This window comes from Fictibacillus sp. 5RED26 (assembly GCF_015903895.1).
GTDB classification, from domain to species: domain Bacteria; phylum Bacillota; class Bacilli; order Bacillales; family Fictibacillaceae; genus Fictibacillus; species Fictibacillus phosphorivorans.
Genome location: NZ_JACZDU010000002.1, coordinates 875,693 through 890,350, shown reverse-complemented (window position 1 = coordinate 890,350; position 14,658 = coordinate 875,693). Strand labels below are relative to the sequence as shown.

The 14,658-nt window shown below is 31.6% G+C and carries 9 protein-coding genes and 1 pseudogene; 4 read left to right on the top strand and 6 right to left on the bottom strand.

The genetic code is table 11. From position 1 onward, the window contains the following. Positions 1 to 28: 28 nt before the first annotated feature. The 3 genes and pseudogenes from IHV10_RS12645 to IHV10_RS22795 form a co-directional block, all read right to left on the bottom strand. Positions 29 to 673, bottom strand: a pseudogene (locus tag IHV10_RS12645) (SpoVR family protein); the annotation flags it as partial. A 36-nt stretch (positions 674 to 709) separates the two neighbouring features. Then, complete coding sequence (locus tag IHV10_RS12640) at positions 710 to 3,793, bottom strand: metallophosphoesterase (RefSeq protein WP_197129862.1); 3,084 nt, start codon at positions 3,791 to 3,793, stop codon at positions 710 to 712. Between the two features lie 730 nt (positions 3,794 to 4,523). Further along, positions 4,524 to 6,902 (bottom strand): P-loop ATPase, Sll1717 family, encoded by a 2,379-nt coding sequence (locus tag IHV10_RS22795; protein WP_231607365.1) that lies wholly within the window; start codon positions 6,900 to 6,902, stop codon positions 4,524 to 4,526. Between the two features lie 682 nt (positions 6,903 to 7,584). Here IHV10_RS22795 and IHV10_RS12630 point away from each other — a divergent pair. The 3 genes from IHV10_RS12630 to sbnA are packed head-to-tail and all read left to right on the top strand — an operon-like array spanning position 7,585 to position 10,571. Then, the gene (locus IHV10_RS12630; protein ID WP_197129860.1) at positions 7,585 to 8,793 is read left to right on the top strand and encodes an MFS transporter; all 1,209 of its coding nucleotides are present in this window, start codon (positions 7,585 to 7,587) and stop codon (positions 8,791 to 8,793) included. Beyond that, complete coding sequence (locus IHV10_RS12625; protein ID WP_197129858.1) at positions 8,793 to 9,563, top strand: ParB N-terminal domain-containing protein; 771 nt, start codon at positions 8,793 to 8,795, stop codon at positions 9,561 to 9,563. Before IHV10_RS12630 ends, IHV10_RS12625 begins: the two co-directional genes overlap by 1 nt. A 42-nt stretch (positions 9,564 to 9,605) precedes the next feature. Further along, positions 9,606 to 10,571 (top strand): 2,3-diaminopropionate biosynthesis protein SbnA, encoded by a 966-nt coding sequence (sbnA, locus tag IHV10_RS12620; protein ID WP_197129856.1) that lies wholly within the window; start codon positions 9,606 to 9,608, stop codon positions 10,569 to 10,571. Positions 10,572 to 10,633: 62 nt separating this feature from the next. On the opposite strand, the gene IHV10_RS12615 is transcribed toward sbnA, so the two are convergent. Both IHV10_RS12615 and IHV10_RS12610 read right to left on the bottom strand, forming a co-directional pair. Next, a complete protein-coding gene (locus IHV10_RS12615) occupies positions 10,634 to 10,999 on the bottom strand; it encodes a response regulator transcription factor (RefSeq protein WP_197129854.1) in 366 nt (121 codons plus the stop codon). Positions 11,000 to 11,293: 294 nt separating this feature from the next. Next, positions 11,294 to 12,496: a D-alanyl-D-alanine carboxypeptidase family protein gene (locus IHV10_RS12610; protein ID WP_197129852.1), complete on the bottom strand. Its 1,203-nt coding sequence runs from the start codon at positions 12,494 to 12,496 to the stop codon at positions 11,294 to 11,296. Positions 12,497 to 12,697: 201 nt separating this feature from the next. Here IHV10_RS12610 and IHV10_RS12605 point away from each other — a divergent pair, with 201 nt between their 5' ends. Continuing rightward, complete coding sequence (locus IHV10_RS12605; RefSeq protein ID WP_197129849.1) at positions 12,698 to 13,024, top strand: four-helix bundle copper-binding protein; 327 nt, start codon at positions 12,698 to 12,700, stop codon at positions 13,022 to 13,024. Between the two features lie 118 nt (positions 13,025 to 13,142). Here the strand turns inward: IHV10_RS12605 and IHV10_RS12600 are convergent, their stop codons facing one another. Beyond that, positions 13,143 to 14,621: a UDP-N-acetylmuramoyl-L-alanyl-D-glutamate--2,6-diaminopimelate ligase gene (locus IHV10_RS12600; protein ID WP_197129846.1), complete on the bottom strand. Its 1,479-nt coding sequence runs from the start codon at positions 14,619 to 14,621 to the stop codon at positions 13,143 to 13,145. Between the last annotated feature and the right edge of the window lie 37 nt (positions 14,622 to 14,658).

Genomic DNA, 14,658 nt, shown 5'->3' with positions numbered 1-14,658 from the left:
AAATGAGAGTGCTTTTAAATCTTTAATTTTAATGGTACTTGCGATGTACCGTCTTCCCGTCATACGTGAACAACACAGGCTTTTGCTCAATCTTTGTCTCCATGTGAACAGGTCTTCCCCAGAGATGATGAAGATGCGGCAGTACTTTTTCAAGATACTTCACATCAAGTTCCATATCCTCATAGCTATGATTGAGGTATAGCTCCCCATTCTTCATGTAATCTGCGTCATTTACTGTAATGTATGGAAACCCTCCGTTCACACGCATACTCACGAGCTGGTCACGTACTTCCTCCCACTGCTTGTCGACAATCTTGTATTCCTTCCCTTGCTTTTGGAACAGATACATGTCTTCTCTTTGTGCTAAATCTTTAGTTAAATAGTTTCGGATAAACGACATGTCGGATTCCAGTTCACGGACCTCGAACATTTTCTCTCGTCCTGATCCTGGTTTAACCCCTTGTCTGATCAGCTCTTCATCTGGGTTGTTGTAGCGTTCTTCGATGTTCTTGAAGATCTGTAACCCTAAGTAATATGGATTGATCGATGTTTTCGATGGTTGGACAACACCCGCGTTTAATTTAGCGAATTCAATCGTTTCATGAGAGGTCAAGTCCATTTCTTGTAGAATTTTGGCGTGCCAGTAGCTAGCCCAGCCTTCGTTCATGATTTTACACTATTCGATTCAAATGCCACCAATTATGAGAAATTATTGTTTTTTTACATTAGACATGAGGTTAATTTTCCTCTGCCTTTCTATTGATATGTCTAAATGGTTACAGATTCTTTGTTTATCTTTATAACTTGTCTCAAACATATATAGGTGGTTAATTACTAAACCCCTAAGTAAACTATAACCAATTAAATTATTTTTATCTGTTAAATCTTTTTTTAAAGTTGCAATATCATTAAATGGTATTGTCTGAATATGGTCTAACTTTATAGATAAGTCTATTAATCTAATAGCATTGGTATAATTCTCATCTAAAATATGCTTAAATATTTCCGATAGTTTATCTGTACCCACGGAGGTTGATATTTTTTTAATAAAATGAAAGGACATAGCAGTACAGATATTGAATACAAAACTCCTTGCTTCATTTTCAATTTCTACCTTACCAGAAATCCCCTTCTCACTTATTACCTTTTCTATTTCCTTAACGATGGAGTCCATATGAGTATTTATCATATTTAGAAAGGAACTTAAGGATCTCAATCCAAGGAAATATGCCTCACTGCCTAAAATGATTTTTTGGGTTCGTTTAATTGACCCATAATAATTTTTTAAGACCAAACCAACAATTTCCAAAGTTTTAAATGACCAATTCAATTTCCCTAAAATGTCTAATTCTTTTGCCTCATCATCCCTTATATCATAACCAGTAGCAGCTATTTCATTTTGACTTCTTTCTATTTGGTCTTTCATTTCTAACCTTTGCGTTCTATGCTCTTTAACTTCTTTGTTATCAATTACTAACTTAGGTACATCACTAATAAGTTGATTCAAATTATTAATTTCATCATTTAATTCTGTAGGTTTGAATTCATTAAATATAGACTGAGCATTAATTAAAATTTCATTTAAAATAAAAGGATCTTTTGATATATGTGTTAAAAACATTATTATATTTGCGTATTCTTCATAATATAGGTTTTTACACATTTCAGATACTTTTTCTCTTATACCTGGTTCTGAAATATTAATGGCTAAGTATCTTGCTACAAAATAGTAGTACGTATAATTATATTTAAATTTATAAGTTTCTTGTATAGATTCTAAAATAGAAGCTTCAACTAGTTTAGAGAAATACTTATCAAATTTATAATCAAGAGCATACTCATCACAATACCAACTATTAAAATTTTCTAATTCGATTTTAGATTTTTCAATAGTTTTATCTTCAAAATAGACGTAGGCCAACTCAGTAATATAATTATAAAAAGCATCAATATCTTCATTTTTCATATTAAGATTAATAAGAGATTGTTTAATTAAATGTTCATAATAATAACCATAAGTACTTTCAGCAAGGTTATGTGATTCACCTGACTCTAAAGTCTGTAACATTACTAGAATAAAAAAAGGATATGATGGAACGTAATTATTTCCAATAATCGTGTTAATAGTGTTTTCAAAATAATCGTTTTTTGAGATTAGTTCCTTTTCATCCAAAGTTTCTAAATCACCTATACTATTCCATTGATTAATTAATTGAGCTCTAAGTCTATGACCAAAGTGCATAATCTCAAGTTTTTGAAATCTCTCAAGTAATTCTTCATGTGTATCATCATTAAATAGTAGTTCTAAAAACTTAAAAAGTTCGTTTCCAGTAATAATAATATTGTCAAAGTATCTATCTAAATTAGCTAGTAGGTTTAAAGAAAATTTGTTATTCAATTTATTTTGATCGTAATCATCTATAATAATAATCTTCTTATTATCTGGTAATTGTTTAAATTCATCTAGAGATTCTTCAGAATATTGGTTGTTGTAAGCTTTATATAGCACCTTATTAAAATCATCAATGGAAGATTTTTTTATATCTCTTCCATTTACTAAAACTGGAACATAGCCATTTAACTTATAATGCTTATAAATAGTTTTACATAGTGTACTTTTACCAGATTTCTCTTCCCCTGTAATAAAAAATTTATTTTCACTTCCAATTTCTTTTATAACTTCTAAATTAACATATTCACTTATGTCTTCTTTTAATTTCACTTCATATTTTATGACTTTTGCATCAGGAAAGATATAAATATCATCTAGTGAAATTTCTGATTTTTTTGGATGTTTCAAAGTTAACCCAGGATCATTTAAATAATTATTAAAATCTTCGTTGTTTTCATTAACAGATGAGTTTGTACTTCCTATCCTTAAATCCGTCCAATTAATCTGCTTATTTACATGATATTTATTAACTTCCCAACTAAATTTTAATATCTTTTGTTGTTGAAGATCCATATCAATAAGAATTAGATTGAAATCACTTTCAACTGGATTTCCTGTTTGTAGTGCACCACCTTCGATGTAACCAGTATAATTACCATCAAAGTCTAAGGACTGCTTATAAGTTGGAAAATGCTCGTGGCCAGTTAGAACAAGGTCTGAAAAATCTTCAATAATCTCTTTATTTGCTCTATTGTTAATAGGATCTAACCAATGTAAAGGATGATGAAGAAGAGTTATATTAATATCACCACTTGTTCTAATTTCATCTTTAAACAGATGCAAAGGATAGTACATTTTGCTAGGTTGCTCATGTCGTTCAGAAATCCAAGAGGTATTTAAACAGTTAAAGATTATCTTAATATCATTATCCAATTCAAAAAGATGTTTTTTAAATAATAGATGATCATAAATAATATGTTCTTTTTCTGTATATAAACTTGCGAAATCAATATAATTTAACTGCGGCGAACATATTTCCTTAATAATTTTGTCAGAAGGAATGTCAGTTGAATGGGTTCTTATATTTTCAAGTAACACCTGTCTTAATGATTGATCAGTAGAAAAATCACAATCATGGTTACCAGGAATAGTAATAATATAAATATTTATTTCCCTTTCCTTTATTAAAGAGTTTTTTAATCCTTCTAGAAACTCTACTCCAATTTCATATTCAACTTGAGACCCTGAAAATGCCATATCACCAGTCATTACTATAAAAAGAGTCTCTATATCATATAATTCACTTTTTATTGCAAGACTAATTTTTTCAACTTTTTCTAAAAGACTATTGTTTTCATTTTTAAAATGTATATCACTGATATGTAACATAGAAAATTTCATTTCACTTTACCCCTTCCTAAGAAAATAGACAACTAATACCAAATATTCGACAAATTGTATTATTTTTCCTTTAAAATAACAAAATTGAACACTTAATAATTAAATCCAACAATATAAAAAAGCCCCTGTAGGGAGATTTCTAAAGGGACTTTTGAACATTTATAGCATTCTTTAATAGCCCATATGAAACCTATTGAATTACCAGACCTTATTTTGCGTTATGTAGAAAATATGTAAAAAAAAGTTAGGATTAATCCCTAGCCTTTTAATGGACATTTTCGCAAGTTTGTTTCCGAGTAAATAAAAATTTGATAAAACAAATTTAACGGACAATCCTTCTAATGAATACAATCCTATTTGATCTCCGCTTATTTTTTCTGATCTTGCACGCTGAACTGCGATATCCAATGTTCTTAGAACTTACCTTTTTGGAACATGAAAGTGAGACGTACCAAAGCCTTTTAGACTGTTTCTCGTAAATTGTCCCCATAGAGTCTACTTAATTGAGACACTTTCTCTATTTCACGAGACTCGATGCAGTTCTTAATTGCATCAATTTAAAAATGCCAAAACCACCAAAAAGGTGGTTTTGGCTTGTAGCTATGGAATAATAAAAAGTTACCAAACAGATGAAATTTACTTTCTTTAATTACAACTCATTAACAAAATGGGCTGTCTACTATCGGATAGAATCGTAATTATCTTTTCTTAATATATGATAAAAGTATCTTTATACTTTCATCAATTCAACCTTATTTATTTCTAAATATGCATGGAATGCAGGATTTATTTCATATCGTTGATTTTTTTTATTTTTTAAAACTAATTTACGAGCCAAGTTTTCAGTAATTTTCTTGGGTCTTTTTTCACTAAAATACTCAAACTTATTTTCTGCAACTTCCAATCCCAAAAAAGTCAATTCGCACAAGACTTCAATAATATGCTTTGTATCTTTATCAGCTGTACACCACTCTACTAAACAATTTTCTAATTCATTTTTATCGATAATAGAATTATGTCCTGCAAATTCATAAAATACTGACTCTAATTCCGGAATTCTATTCCCGTTTTCAGGAAGTAAAGACTGCAAAGCATATTCTGAATATTTAAATTCAGCTGCCTTAAAATCTTCCTCTTCTACTTTAGCATGCTCTTTGTTTATCGCTTCTTGAAAAGCCATTTTAAACAAAATTATAATATCACGTGGTCTAGGAAGAATAAAACTAGTTATATAGTCTTTTAAAGCTTGTCCATTAACAGTCTCACAGAAATAATCTCTCCAAAGAACTTCAGGACTTGGAATTTCATCAATATTATATTCAATCCTCTGCTCTATAACCTTAAATAACAGATTAGGCTCAGTCCATGATAGATTTTTATATGGTATTTTATCTCTTTCGTTTGCATATTTCATAACTCTAGTAAAGATATCACTTCTTAAAAAAGCAATAAGTGATAATTCTACATCAACCTGCTTATAATTTTTCATTCTAAACTCATCAGTAATTCTTTGGCCTACATTTAACAATCCAAACAATAATTGACTTAATCTTTCGAGATTAACATTGTCACTCCAATTCTTGTCTAGATTATCAATTAAAATACATACCCTCTCTTTTGAATGAAAAACTTTACCTAGTTTTTGTCTTAAATGAGAAATTATCTTGCTATGTAAAATTTCACTTACTTTAACTCTTTGCTGATCAATTTCATTATTGTAGTCTAATAACTTTAATTTAGTGACTGCATTTTCAAGTCTAAGTGTGAAATCAGCATTGATAAGTTTTTCATTTTTTTTAATAAAGTCCTCTAGTTCTAATTCATCATTGGTTTTAGGTATCTGAGGGGGTTGGTTACATAAATATTCATAATATGATTTTGCTAGTTCTGTATAAATCAAAAATTTCCAAATGCTTTCGATTAAATGTCCTTGTTCAGAACTGGTTAATGTTTTTTCTAATATATTTAATACACCTTCGAATTCATGACCTTGGGGTTGTATGGAACAAACAAAGTTTCTTTTATCTGAAGATAGCTCATCTTTAATTTTTATTAAATTTGCTGTTTTACCAGTACCTTTTCTACCTACAAAAAGTACCTGCTGTGATTTGAGTGCTTCCTTGTATTCTGCTGTTTCAACAAAGTATTCTATTAAATCAACTGGCTCGTTTTCCGCTACATGGTCACCAATGATTAAACTCTTTATACTATTAAGAGCTTTTTGTCCTGCTTTGTGCTGTCTGTTTTCTTCCTTCATATTATTCCGTTTATTTATCAAGGGTTCAAGCCAAGTCTCCGAAATTTCAACACACTTTTTACTTGTTTTATGTGTATGCAAATGGTCATGATAATCTAAAGGTGTTTCATAAGGTTCATGAGCTAAAATGAGCAAATTTAGATCCAGGCCTTGTGCAATTCCCGCTACCATTGCTTTTTCTGATGACCAAAAAATATCTTCACCAACTTCTCCATCTTGATTTAAAGTGTGAAAATGTACTAAAACTCCTAAAGAATTTTGCAATGCTTTAACATACCAACTTAGTGGGTTACGACCTTCATATGGATCTGCTGTTAATAATGGTAGCTTTGAACTTTGTACTAGTGAAGTTAACTCTGTTGAAGCTGTTGTTCCTGTTCCACACTTCAAATAAACCAAACTTTTGGTGTTACCCAAATTTTCATCTTGAATATTTATTGTTTCTGCTAATTGATGTGGATTTTCTTTGAAAAATTTAATTTTAAGTTCATCTGCGTTATTATATCCTGCATATCCAATGGTTGTTAATGATTTTAACTGACGGTAATTGCTAGTAGATTTATTATGGGTTTCATTGAGAGTTATCCAAATTTTCTTTTTCTTACCAACTGCATATCCAAGTTCAAACAGTACATTGAAATTTAAGAAAGTTAAGTCGCAAATAAATAAATCACTATCATCAATAGTTTTTAATATTACATCTATCATATGTTTACCTGTTACATTTAGATCTTCCCATCTTGTTATTTTAACTGCTTTAGTAGCATTAATATTTTTTACTGCTTTAGCAATGTCTTCTTTTAAACTCTCGTTTCCTGATGGATAAGCATAAAATGCTTTAACAGTAGCCATAACAAGAACCTCACTTTATTTTAAATTTCACAGAAAATTAATACTGTTAAATCAATTATACCAAAATCCAAAATATGTTAAAGAAGGAAGTTTTGAATACTTTCGTTAAAAGTACGTAAAAAAGTCTTAGAAATTTTCGGCATTCTTGTAATCAGACTGTTTAATATTTGGTAATTCTTAGCTATGATTGAATCAATTGTACTTCAAGCTTCGAAGGCTGCAGATTCCAATTAAGAATGAGAAGTAACTAGATCCTCAAACACATCATTATAAAAAAAAATATACTTTTCCCAAGAACTGAATTTTTTATCAAACTGTATTAATTGATTATTCTTCCGAAATTGTTATAAAAAGAGGTAAACGTTCATTAAGTCTATTTACACATATTTGAACAGCTGAATGGGCTTAACTCTCTGCAAGATTAACAGTTCGTAAATGTGTACATTTTCGAATTTTATAATCTTAGAGATAAAATGAAAAACCCCTTGCAATTTAGAAAATTATTCAATTTATTCCGATAATCCCCACAATTATTACTCTTTCACCTTAAATATGTAATCATTTTTAAAATCATTTACGGTCCTGTAACCATTTTTGCATTATTTCTCGACATTTAATATTTACTCTTGTTTTATAACGATTCTGGAGGTGTATTAAATCCCTTTAAAAGTTGGTGCTGAATATGAAATTTTTAAACACTATTAAAAACATTTTCCCATCTTATTTAAAACTACCTGTCATCGTCATTCTTTTGTTGCAGTTTATATCGTTTTTTACTTTTTTTATGTTTGTTCCTTTTATATCCACTTACTTTAATCAAAATGTCGGCTTTTCTTTAGGTTTTGTTGGTTTCATTCTCGCAATAAGAATTTTGAGTCAACAAGGTCTAATGATTGTAGGAGGTGCCCTGGCTGATCGATTAGGATATAAAAAAATAGTGGTAATCGGATTTTTCTTTCGCGGAATTGGATTTGCATCGATGGGATTAACCACAAATGGTTTTTTGGTCATAATTGCAGCTATTTTGAGTGGACTAGGCGGAGCATTATTCAGTCCTGCTCTTAAAGCAAATTTAACTTCGCTAACACCAGAAGGAAAGCATAAGGAAATATTTTCTCTAATGAATATCATAGAGAACGCTGGAACTGTATTGGGACCATTAGCCGGACTTTATTTTTCAATAGATGACTTTAAACATCTTAGTGTTCTTTCAGGATTATTATTTCTGATTCTTTGTATAGTTGCTATATTTCTCCCAAAAGTATCTAAGCCACTTAATACTAAGACTTGGATCCAAGAATTTGCTGAAATTATTAAAGATAAGTCATTTGTAGGTTTGACTGTTAGTTTGATTCCTTTTCATTTTTTATATCAACAGCTGTATCTAACATTACCAATCATTTCAACGAATGTGACAGGGTCTTCTGGTTGGATTTTTACTTTTGTAACTTTAATAATTATTATTTTCCAGTGGCCTGTATTCTTAATGATTAAGGATAGAACGATTCATTCATTATTCTTTTTCAGTTATGTTACTATTCTAATTTTTATTGTCCCCATTACGTTTGGAAACAATATAGCTACTCTATTATTAGTGCTAACTGGAATTGCTATTGGATCGATTACATTACTGCCATTGTTCCAAAGCTATATTGCCCACAATTCCCCTAAAGAATCACTGGCAGCCTATTTTGGTTTTTCAAACTTAGCAATGGCAATCGGGGGATCATTAGGTAATTTGGTAGGTGGAGTTATATATGATTATTTTTTAAAAAACGGTCAACCAGAAAAATATTGGATCGTAGTCAGCTTCTTAAGCCTTTTGCCTTTATTCATTCTTTATAAAAAAAACAAAACAAAAAAGACATTAAAACCTAAGGAGGAATGGTAATGAATTTAAAATCATCCTTACAATTAATTGATATTAATAGAATTATGCTTCATGAACCATATGAACCAGCACGTCTTTCTAAAATTAAGAATGCCATAAAACTAGATGGTGTAATAAGAAATCCGATCATAGCTCTACATTTAGAAAACGAAAAATATTTAGTTTTAGATGGTGCACATCGATTAAACGCACTAAAAGAAATGGGGTGTTTGAGAGTTCCCATACAAATTGTGGATCCCAATCATGTAAGAATAAACGCATGGCATCACATAGTTCCAGCTGGAAAATGGTTTGAAGAATTAACAAAACATCCATCAATAGAAGTAACAAAAAAAGTTCGAGCAGATGAAATCCCTCTTGCAACTCTGTCGTTTCATGACCATTCCGAACTTTATATTTATGCGAAGTACTCAACAAAAGAGCTATCTAAAAAGTTGGATGTTTGGCACGCCATTGTGAATGCTTACAGTGAATACCAAGAGGTACGACGTATACCTGCCCATTCTAAGGAAAGTCCAAACCTTGGTTTTATTCGATTTAACTATCCTGCAACATGTTTGGATACCATAAAAAAAGTTGTGAAACTTGGAAAACTCTATCCAGCTGGAGTTACTCGAATTCAAGTTAATGGGCGATTGTTAAATTTAAGGATTCCCTTTGAATTTTTAACATCTAAAAGTTTCGATGAGTTTGAATGGGAATCACTCTGTAAGCACCGAGAAGATAATTTACGTTTATATTCTGAAAATGTTTATCTTTATGAGGCATAATTCTGCAAAAATTATTGAATCTCATTTAACTGGAGGTATTTAATGTTACACACTATACAAAAAGCACCTGTGTATAACTCACTCAACCAATGTATCGGCAACACACCTATGGTTAGATTAGAGAGTTTATTTCCCCAACAAAATGTTTATGCAAAACTTGAATTTATGAATCCAGGTGGTAGCATGAAGGATCGCCCTGCGAAGTATTTCATAGAACAAGGACTGCAAAATGGACAAATAACTTCTGCAACTCACTTAATAGAAAGCAGTTCTGGAAACCTTGGCATTGCACTAGCAATGATTGCCCGTTATCACGGTTTATCTTTTACTTGTGTAGTCGATCCGAAAATTTCAAAGACAAATCTAAAAATCTTGAGAGCGTTTGGAGCAAATATCGTTATGGTCGAGGATAAAGACGATCAGGGTGGTTATTTAAAGACTAGAATAAACAAAGTTAAAGAAATTCTTGAAGAGTTACCCAATGGATATTGGATAAACCAATATGCCAATGAAAACAATTGGAAGGCACATTATTTAGGGACAGGTACTGAGATTATCGAACAGATTGATGCGAACATTGATTATTTAGTAGTACCCGTAAGTACTACAGGTTGTATTATGGGTACTAGCCGTAAACTTCGGGAAAAACATCCGAATTTAACGGTAATAGCCGTTGATGCTGTCGGATCAATAATCTTTAATACTCCTCCGGGAAAAAGAGAACTGCCTGGGTTCGGCGCTAGTAGAGTGCCGGAGATTTTAAATAATAACGAAATTGATAGGGTCATTCATGTTAATGATTTAGAATCCGTTAATGGATGTCATGAATTGTTACAAAGTGAAGGAATCTTTACTGGGGGTTCTTCCGGTGCTTCAGTTGCAGCTCTTAAAAAGTTAGTGAATTCTTTAGATAACCGTGAGAACATTGTAACTGTATTCCCTGATAGAGGAGATCGATATATTGATACAGTGTATGATGAACACTGGGTCTCACGGTTATGTTTATAATCATAAAAACTCTATTTATATGAAGAAAATGAGCTTTTCCTAGGATAAGCTCATTTTGTTGTTCATAAATTTGATTGTCTAAGAATATTCTTAACCCTTAAGACTAATTCTCTTGGGCTGAAAGGTTTTTTCATATAATCACTTGCTCCAATCGACAAACCATGTATTCTATCATCTTCTCCATATTTAGCTGATAAAATGAGGATTGGGATCGAGTGATTGTCTCTAATCATTTGGCAAAGTTCTTCTCCACTAATATCTGGAAGCATTAAATCAAGTATGACAAAATCAAATGAGGAAACTTTCAGATGATATAACGCATCTTTTCCATTAAATACACTTACTGTTTGAAATCCTTCCTTTTCAAAGTATGAAGAGATAACATCTACTAATTTTGGCTCGTCATCTATGATAAGAATTCTTACCATAATTCCCCTCCATTTTTAGTAAGATAGTTTAATTATTGATTATACTTACGTGATATTGAAGTTTTCAAAAAACGAGAAAATTTTGATTCTAAGATTTTTAATTTTTCATCTAATAACAGAATATCATCTAAATTGTTTTGTTTCTGATTTTTTATGTTATCTAAGATACTTCTCATTTCTGGAAGTAATTTAGAAAACGCTTCGAGAATTTCCTTTTCCTATTCCAATTTACACTCACCTCTTATTTGAAAAGCATTCCTTTAAATTGAGAATAAATAGTTATACTGGATCTATCTAATGGTGATATTTGAATGAAGAATATTTTTGACTTTTAAATTTAATGCTTCTCAGTCGAATTAAATAAATCAAGAAGAGTAGAAAAACAATATAAAGTGCTACTAGAAGATAAGTAATTATTACTAAAGGACTACGTTTAACCTCTTTACCATCTTCATTTTTTTTCGTTTTTTTTAACTCTTTAGTTAAAGAATACTCTAATAATACCTTCTCATTTTGGTCTTTAATAACTAATAAGCCATCCATGTTAACTTCTGAAATGATCGGAATGTTAACTCCTGCTGTAAAAAACAGATCTTTATCAATATTATATCCTTCTGCACCTTGAATTGTTGTAAGATCTACTTCAGAAAATTTCTGCGTTAGAAAATGAGTAAAACCAAAATCTAATAAACTAGTGGTGTCCGCATATGCAACTTCAGAAGAGTTCGCTTTTAAAGTGACCGCTATTAATTCAGTTTCTCCACGTTTCGCCGTTGTGACCAATGTAGTCCCAGATTGATCAACATAACCATTTTTGCCGCCATTAACACCCTCATATCTCCATAACATTTTATGATGATTATAAAGCGTTGTATCCCAGCCTTCTCCAACCCAACGTAGTTCTTTTGTTCGGAAGATTTCTCTAAACTCCTTATTTTTCATTGCATACTTAGTAATCATTGCCATATCATAAGCAGTTGTTTGGTGATTAATATCAAACAAACCATGAGGATTTTTAAAAGTACTGTTAGTAATTCCGATTTTTTCTTTTGTGAACCGATTCATTTCATTACTGAACGATTCCACACTACCTGCCATATGTTCGGCAATCGCCACTCCCGCATCGTTTCCTGAATTGATTAATAACCCCTGCACGAGTTTTTTTAAAGATACTTGTTCCCCTGGTTCAAGGTATACTCTCGTTCCTTCTGTATCTCGAGCGTTTTGACTAATTAGAACTTTATCTGACAGGTTACCTTCTTCAATAGCAATTATTGCTGTTAAAATTTTTGTGATACTGGCAGGATACATACTTTGATAACTATTCTTCTCATAAAGAATTTCTCCTGTAGTTCCTTCAATTAAAATCACAGATTCACTGGATATATTACCTGGAGAGTTACTTGAAGCTGCAGTAGAAAATGGGCTTAAGAACATGAGTAAGATTATGAAAAATAAAATACTAATGACTAAGACGATTCTTTTGCTGAATTTCATTTTTCGTTCCTCTTTTGATTAATTTCTCAGGAGTATAACATTTAAATATGAATTTTTTATGCAGTGACGGTTTGTCCATTTAGATAAATAATGAAAGAATTATGCAGTTTTTATGGATTTTCGCAAAATACGTTTATATGACCACTCAATGGGTACACTTTTTATGTAATTAAATCCCTAATAACGAAAGGATGATGATGTATGCATGACACGTACCAACAATGTATTGATGAATGTCTGGCCTGTATGAAAGAATGTAATCATTGTTTTGACGCATGTTTAAATGAAGAAGACGTAAAAATGATGGCGGAATGTATCAGGTTGGATAGAGCCTGTGCAGATATTTGTTCCTTTGCTGCTACAGCGATGAGCAGTAACAGTCCGTTCATAAATGAAATCTGTTCCCTTTGTGCTCAAATTTGCGAAGCATGTGGAAATGAGTGTAAAAAACATGATCATGAACACTGTCAGCGATGTGCAGAAGCTTGTTTTAAATGTGCGGAAGCTTGCCGTAGGATGGTAAGTTAATAAAAAGAATCACTAACGAATCGGAGTGGAAAATTCTTTTTACGTGCAATCTCAACTGAAGAAAAGCAAAATATTTAAAGATAGAAAAAGAAGCTGACATTTGTCGGCTTCTAATTTTTTAAGGGAATATGCATTTGTTATTATTTGTCCTGTTTTTTAGATACGTTATAGTTTCCTTATCGGATGAACATGGCAATTCGAAAACTTGCTCATACCTCTCAGAACCTTTTCCTGTAATAAACACCCAATCTTTTGATCCATTAACTTTTCTCCAAGCAAAACTAATCGCTTGGGTTCGGTCTGGAATTACAACAATAGGAAGATCAAGGAACCGTTCTTTTAATTCATTTAAGGAACTAATCATGGACTCTTCTTTTTCTCCGTTTAAATCATCTAGTGTTAGTATGATTAAATGACTAAATTCTTTAGAAGAATCTATCATAACCTCTCTCTTTGTTACGTCTCTTTTACCTCTAAAACCAAGAACATGTATGATTTGTTCTGCTTGTTCGCGCTCTGCAATTTCTAAACAGTAGTGAATTGCATCAGCAGTATGTGCATAATCAATGACAAATGAAGCCCCATTATGATGCGTATATGTTTCAAATCTACCCGGGACACCAGAGAATGACTGTAATGAATGATGAATGGATTCGATGTTATGACCCATTATATTACTTGTCAATATCGCAGTCATCATGTTCCATCCGTTATGGATACCTGGAATGGTACACTTTATTAGATAAGGATTGCCATCCATATAATATTTGAACTCAGAAAAGTACGAGGGTATTATCTCTTTGACTGTTAAACTATTCTCACCTACCCCCATTGTGAAATGAGGAATTTTAGATGTAGTCAACATATCTGCTAGCTTGTTTCCCCAATCGGTGTAAGTAGCTATAATGGCTTGTCCTGTTGGTTTTAACTGAGCAAAAAGCCTCGCTTTAACCTGAAAATACTCCCACATATTTTTATGATAATCCATATGATCATGACTTAAATTGGTGAATATAGCAAAATCAAAGTATATGCCTTCTATACGATTCTGTTCGATGCCGTGTGAAGAAACCTCCATGATTACAACATCATCATTACTTTTCGCAATCAGTTGGTTTAATTCAATCGAATCAGGGGTCGTATTTTTAGATTGAATTACCTCGTTGTTAATAATCGTATTTACAGTGCCAATTAGTGAGCAGGTTTTTCCTTGCATTTCTAAAATATGCTTAAGCATATAAGCAGTGGTAGTCTTGCCATTCGTTCCTGTAATACCTATCATTATATGTTTTTTATAAGGGTAGCCATAAAAGCAGCTTACTAGTTTTGCTAGTGCCTTTCTGCTGTCTGTTACTCTAATATAAGGAATTTCAGTTGATTGATAATCTGATTCTCCTATGATAGCAACTGCTCCGGAATCGACTGCATGTTTAATAAAATCATGACCATCTACTTCATATCCATTTATAGCGACAAACAAATCTCCTTGTTCAACAAACTTTGAATTTGACTTGATCCCTTTTATGCCTATCCTGCACGCTTGTGGATAATCCTCTATTGATATATTTAATTCTTGAAGTAATGTTATTAATTCCATGGATTCTGCTCCTTATTTGTTTAACCAAAAATGAAGT

Excerpts from the sequence above, each read along its gene's own strand:
- IHV10_RS12625 (WP_197129858.1), top strand. The coding sequence starts at position 8,793 with ATGAATTTAAAATCATCCTTACAATTAATTGATATTAATAGAATTATG.
- IHV10_RS12610 (WP_197129852.1), bottom strand. The coding sequence starts at position 12,496 with ATGAAATTCAGCAAAAGAATCGTCTTAGTCATTAGTATTTTATTTTTC.
- IHV10_RS12605 (WP_197129849.1), top strand. The coding sequence starts at position 12,698 with ATGCATGACACGTACCAACAATGTATTGATGAATGTCTGGCCTGTATG.
- IHV10_RS12640 (WP_197129862.1), bottom strand. The coding sequence starts at position 3,793 with ATGAAATTTTCTATGTTACATATCAGTGATATACATTTTAAAAATGAA.
- sbnA (WP_197129856.1), top strand. The coding sequence starts at position 9,606 with ATGTTACACACTATACAAAAAGCACCTGTGTATAACTCACTCAACCAA.
- IHV10_RS12600 (WP_197129846.1), bottom strand. The coding sequence starts at position 14,621 with ATGGAATTAATAACATTACTTCAAGAATTAAATATATCAATAGAGGAT.
- IHV10_RS22795 (WP_231607365.1), bottom strand. The coding sequence starts at position 6,902 with ATGGCTACTGTTAAAGCATTTTATGCTTATCCATCAGGAAACGAGAGT.
- IHV10_RS12630 (WP_197129860.1), top strand. The coding sequence starts at position 7,585 with ATGAAATTTTTAAACACTATTAAAAACATTTTCCCATCTTATTTAAAA.
- IHV10_RS12615 (WP_197129854.1), bottom strand. The coding sequence starts at position 10,999 with ATGGTAAGAATTCTTATCATAGATGACGAGCCAAAATTAGTAGATGTT.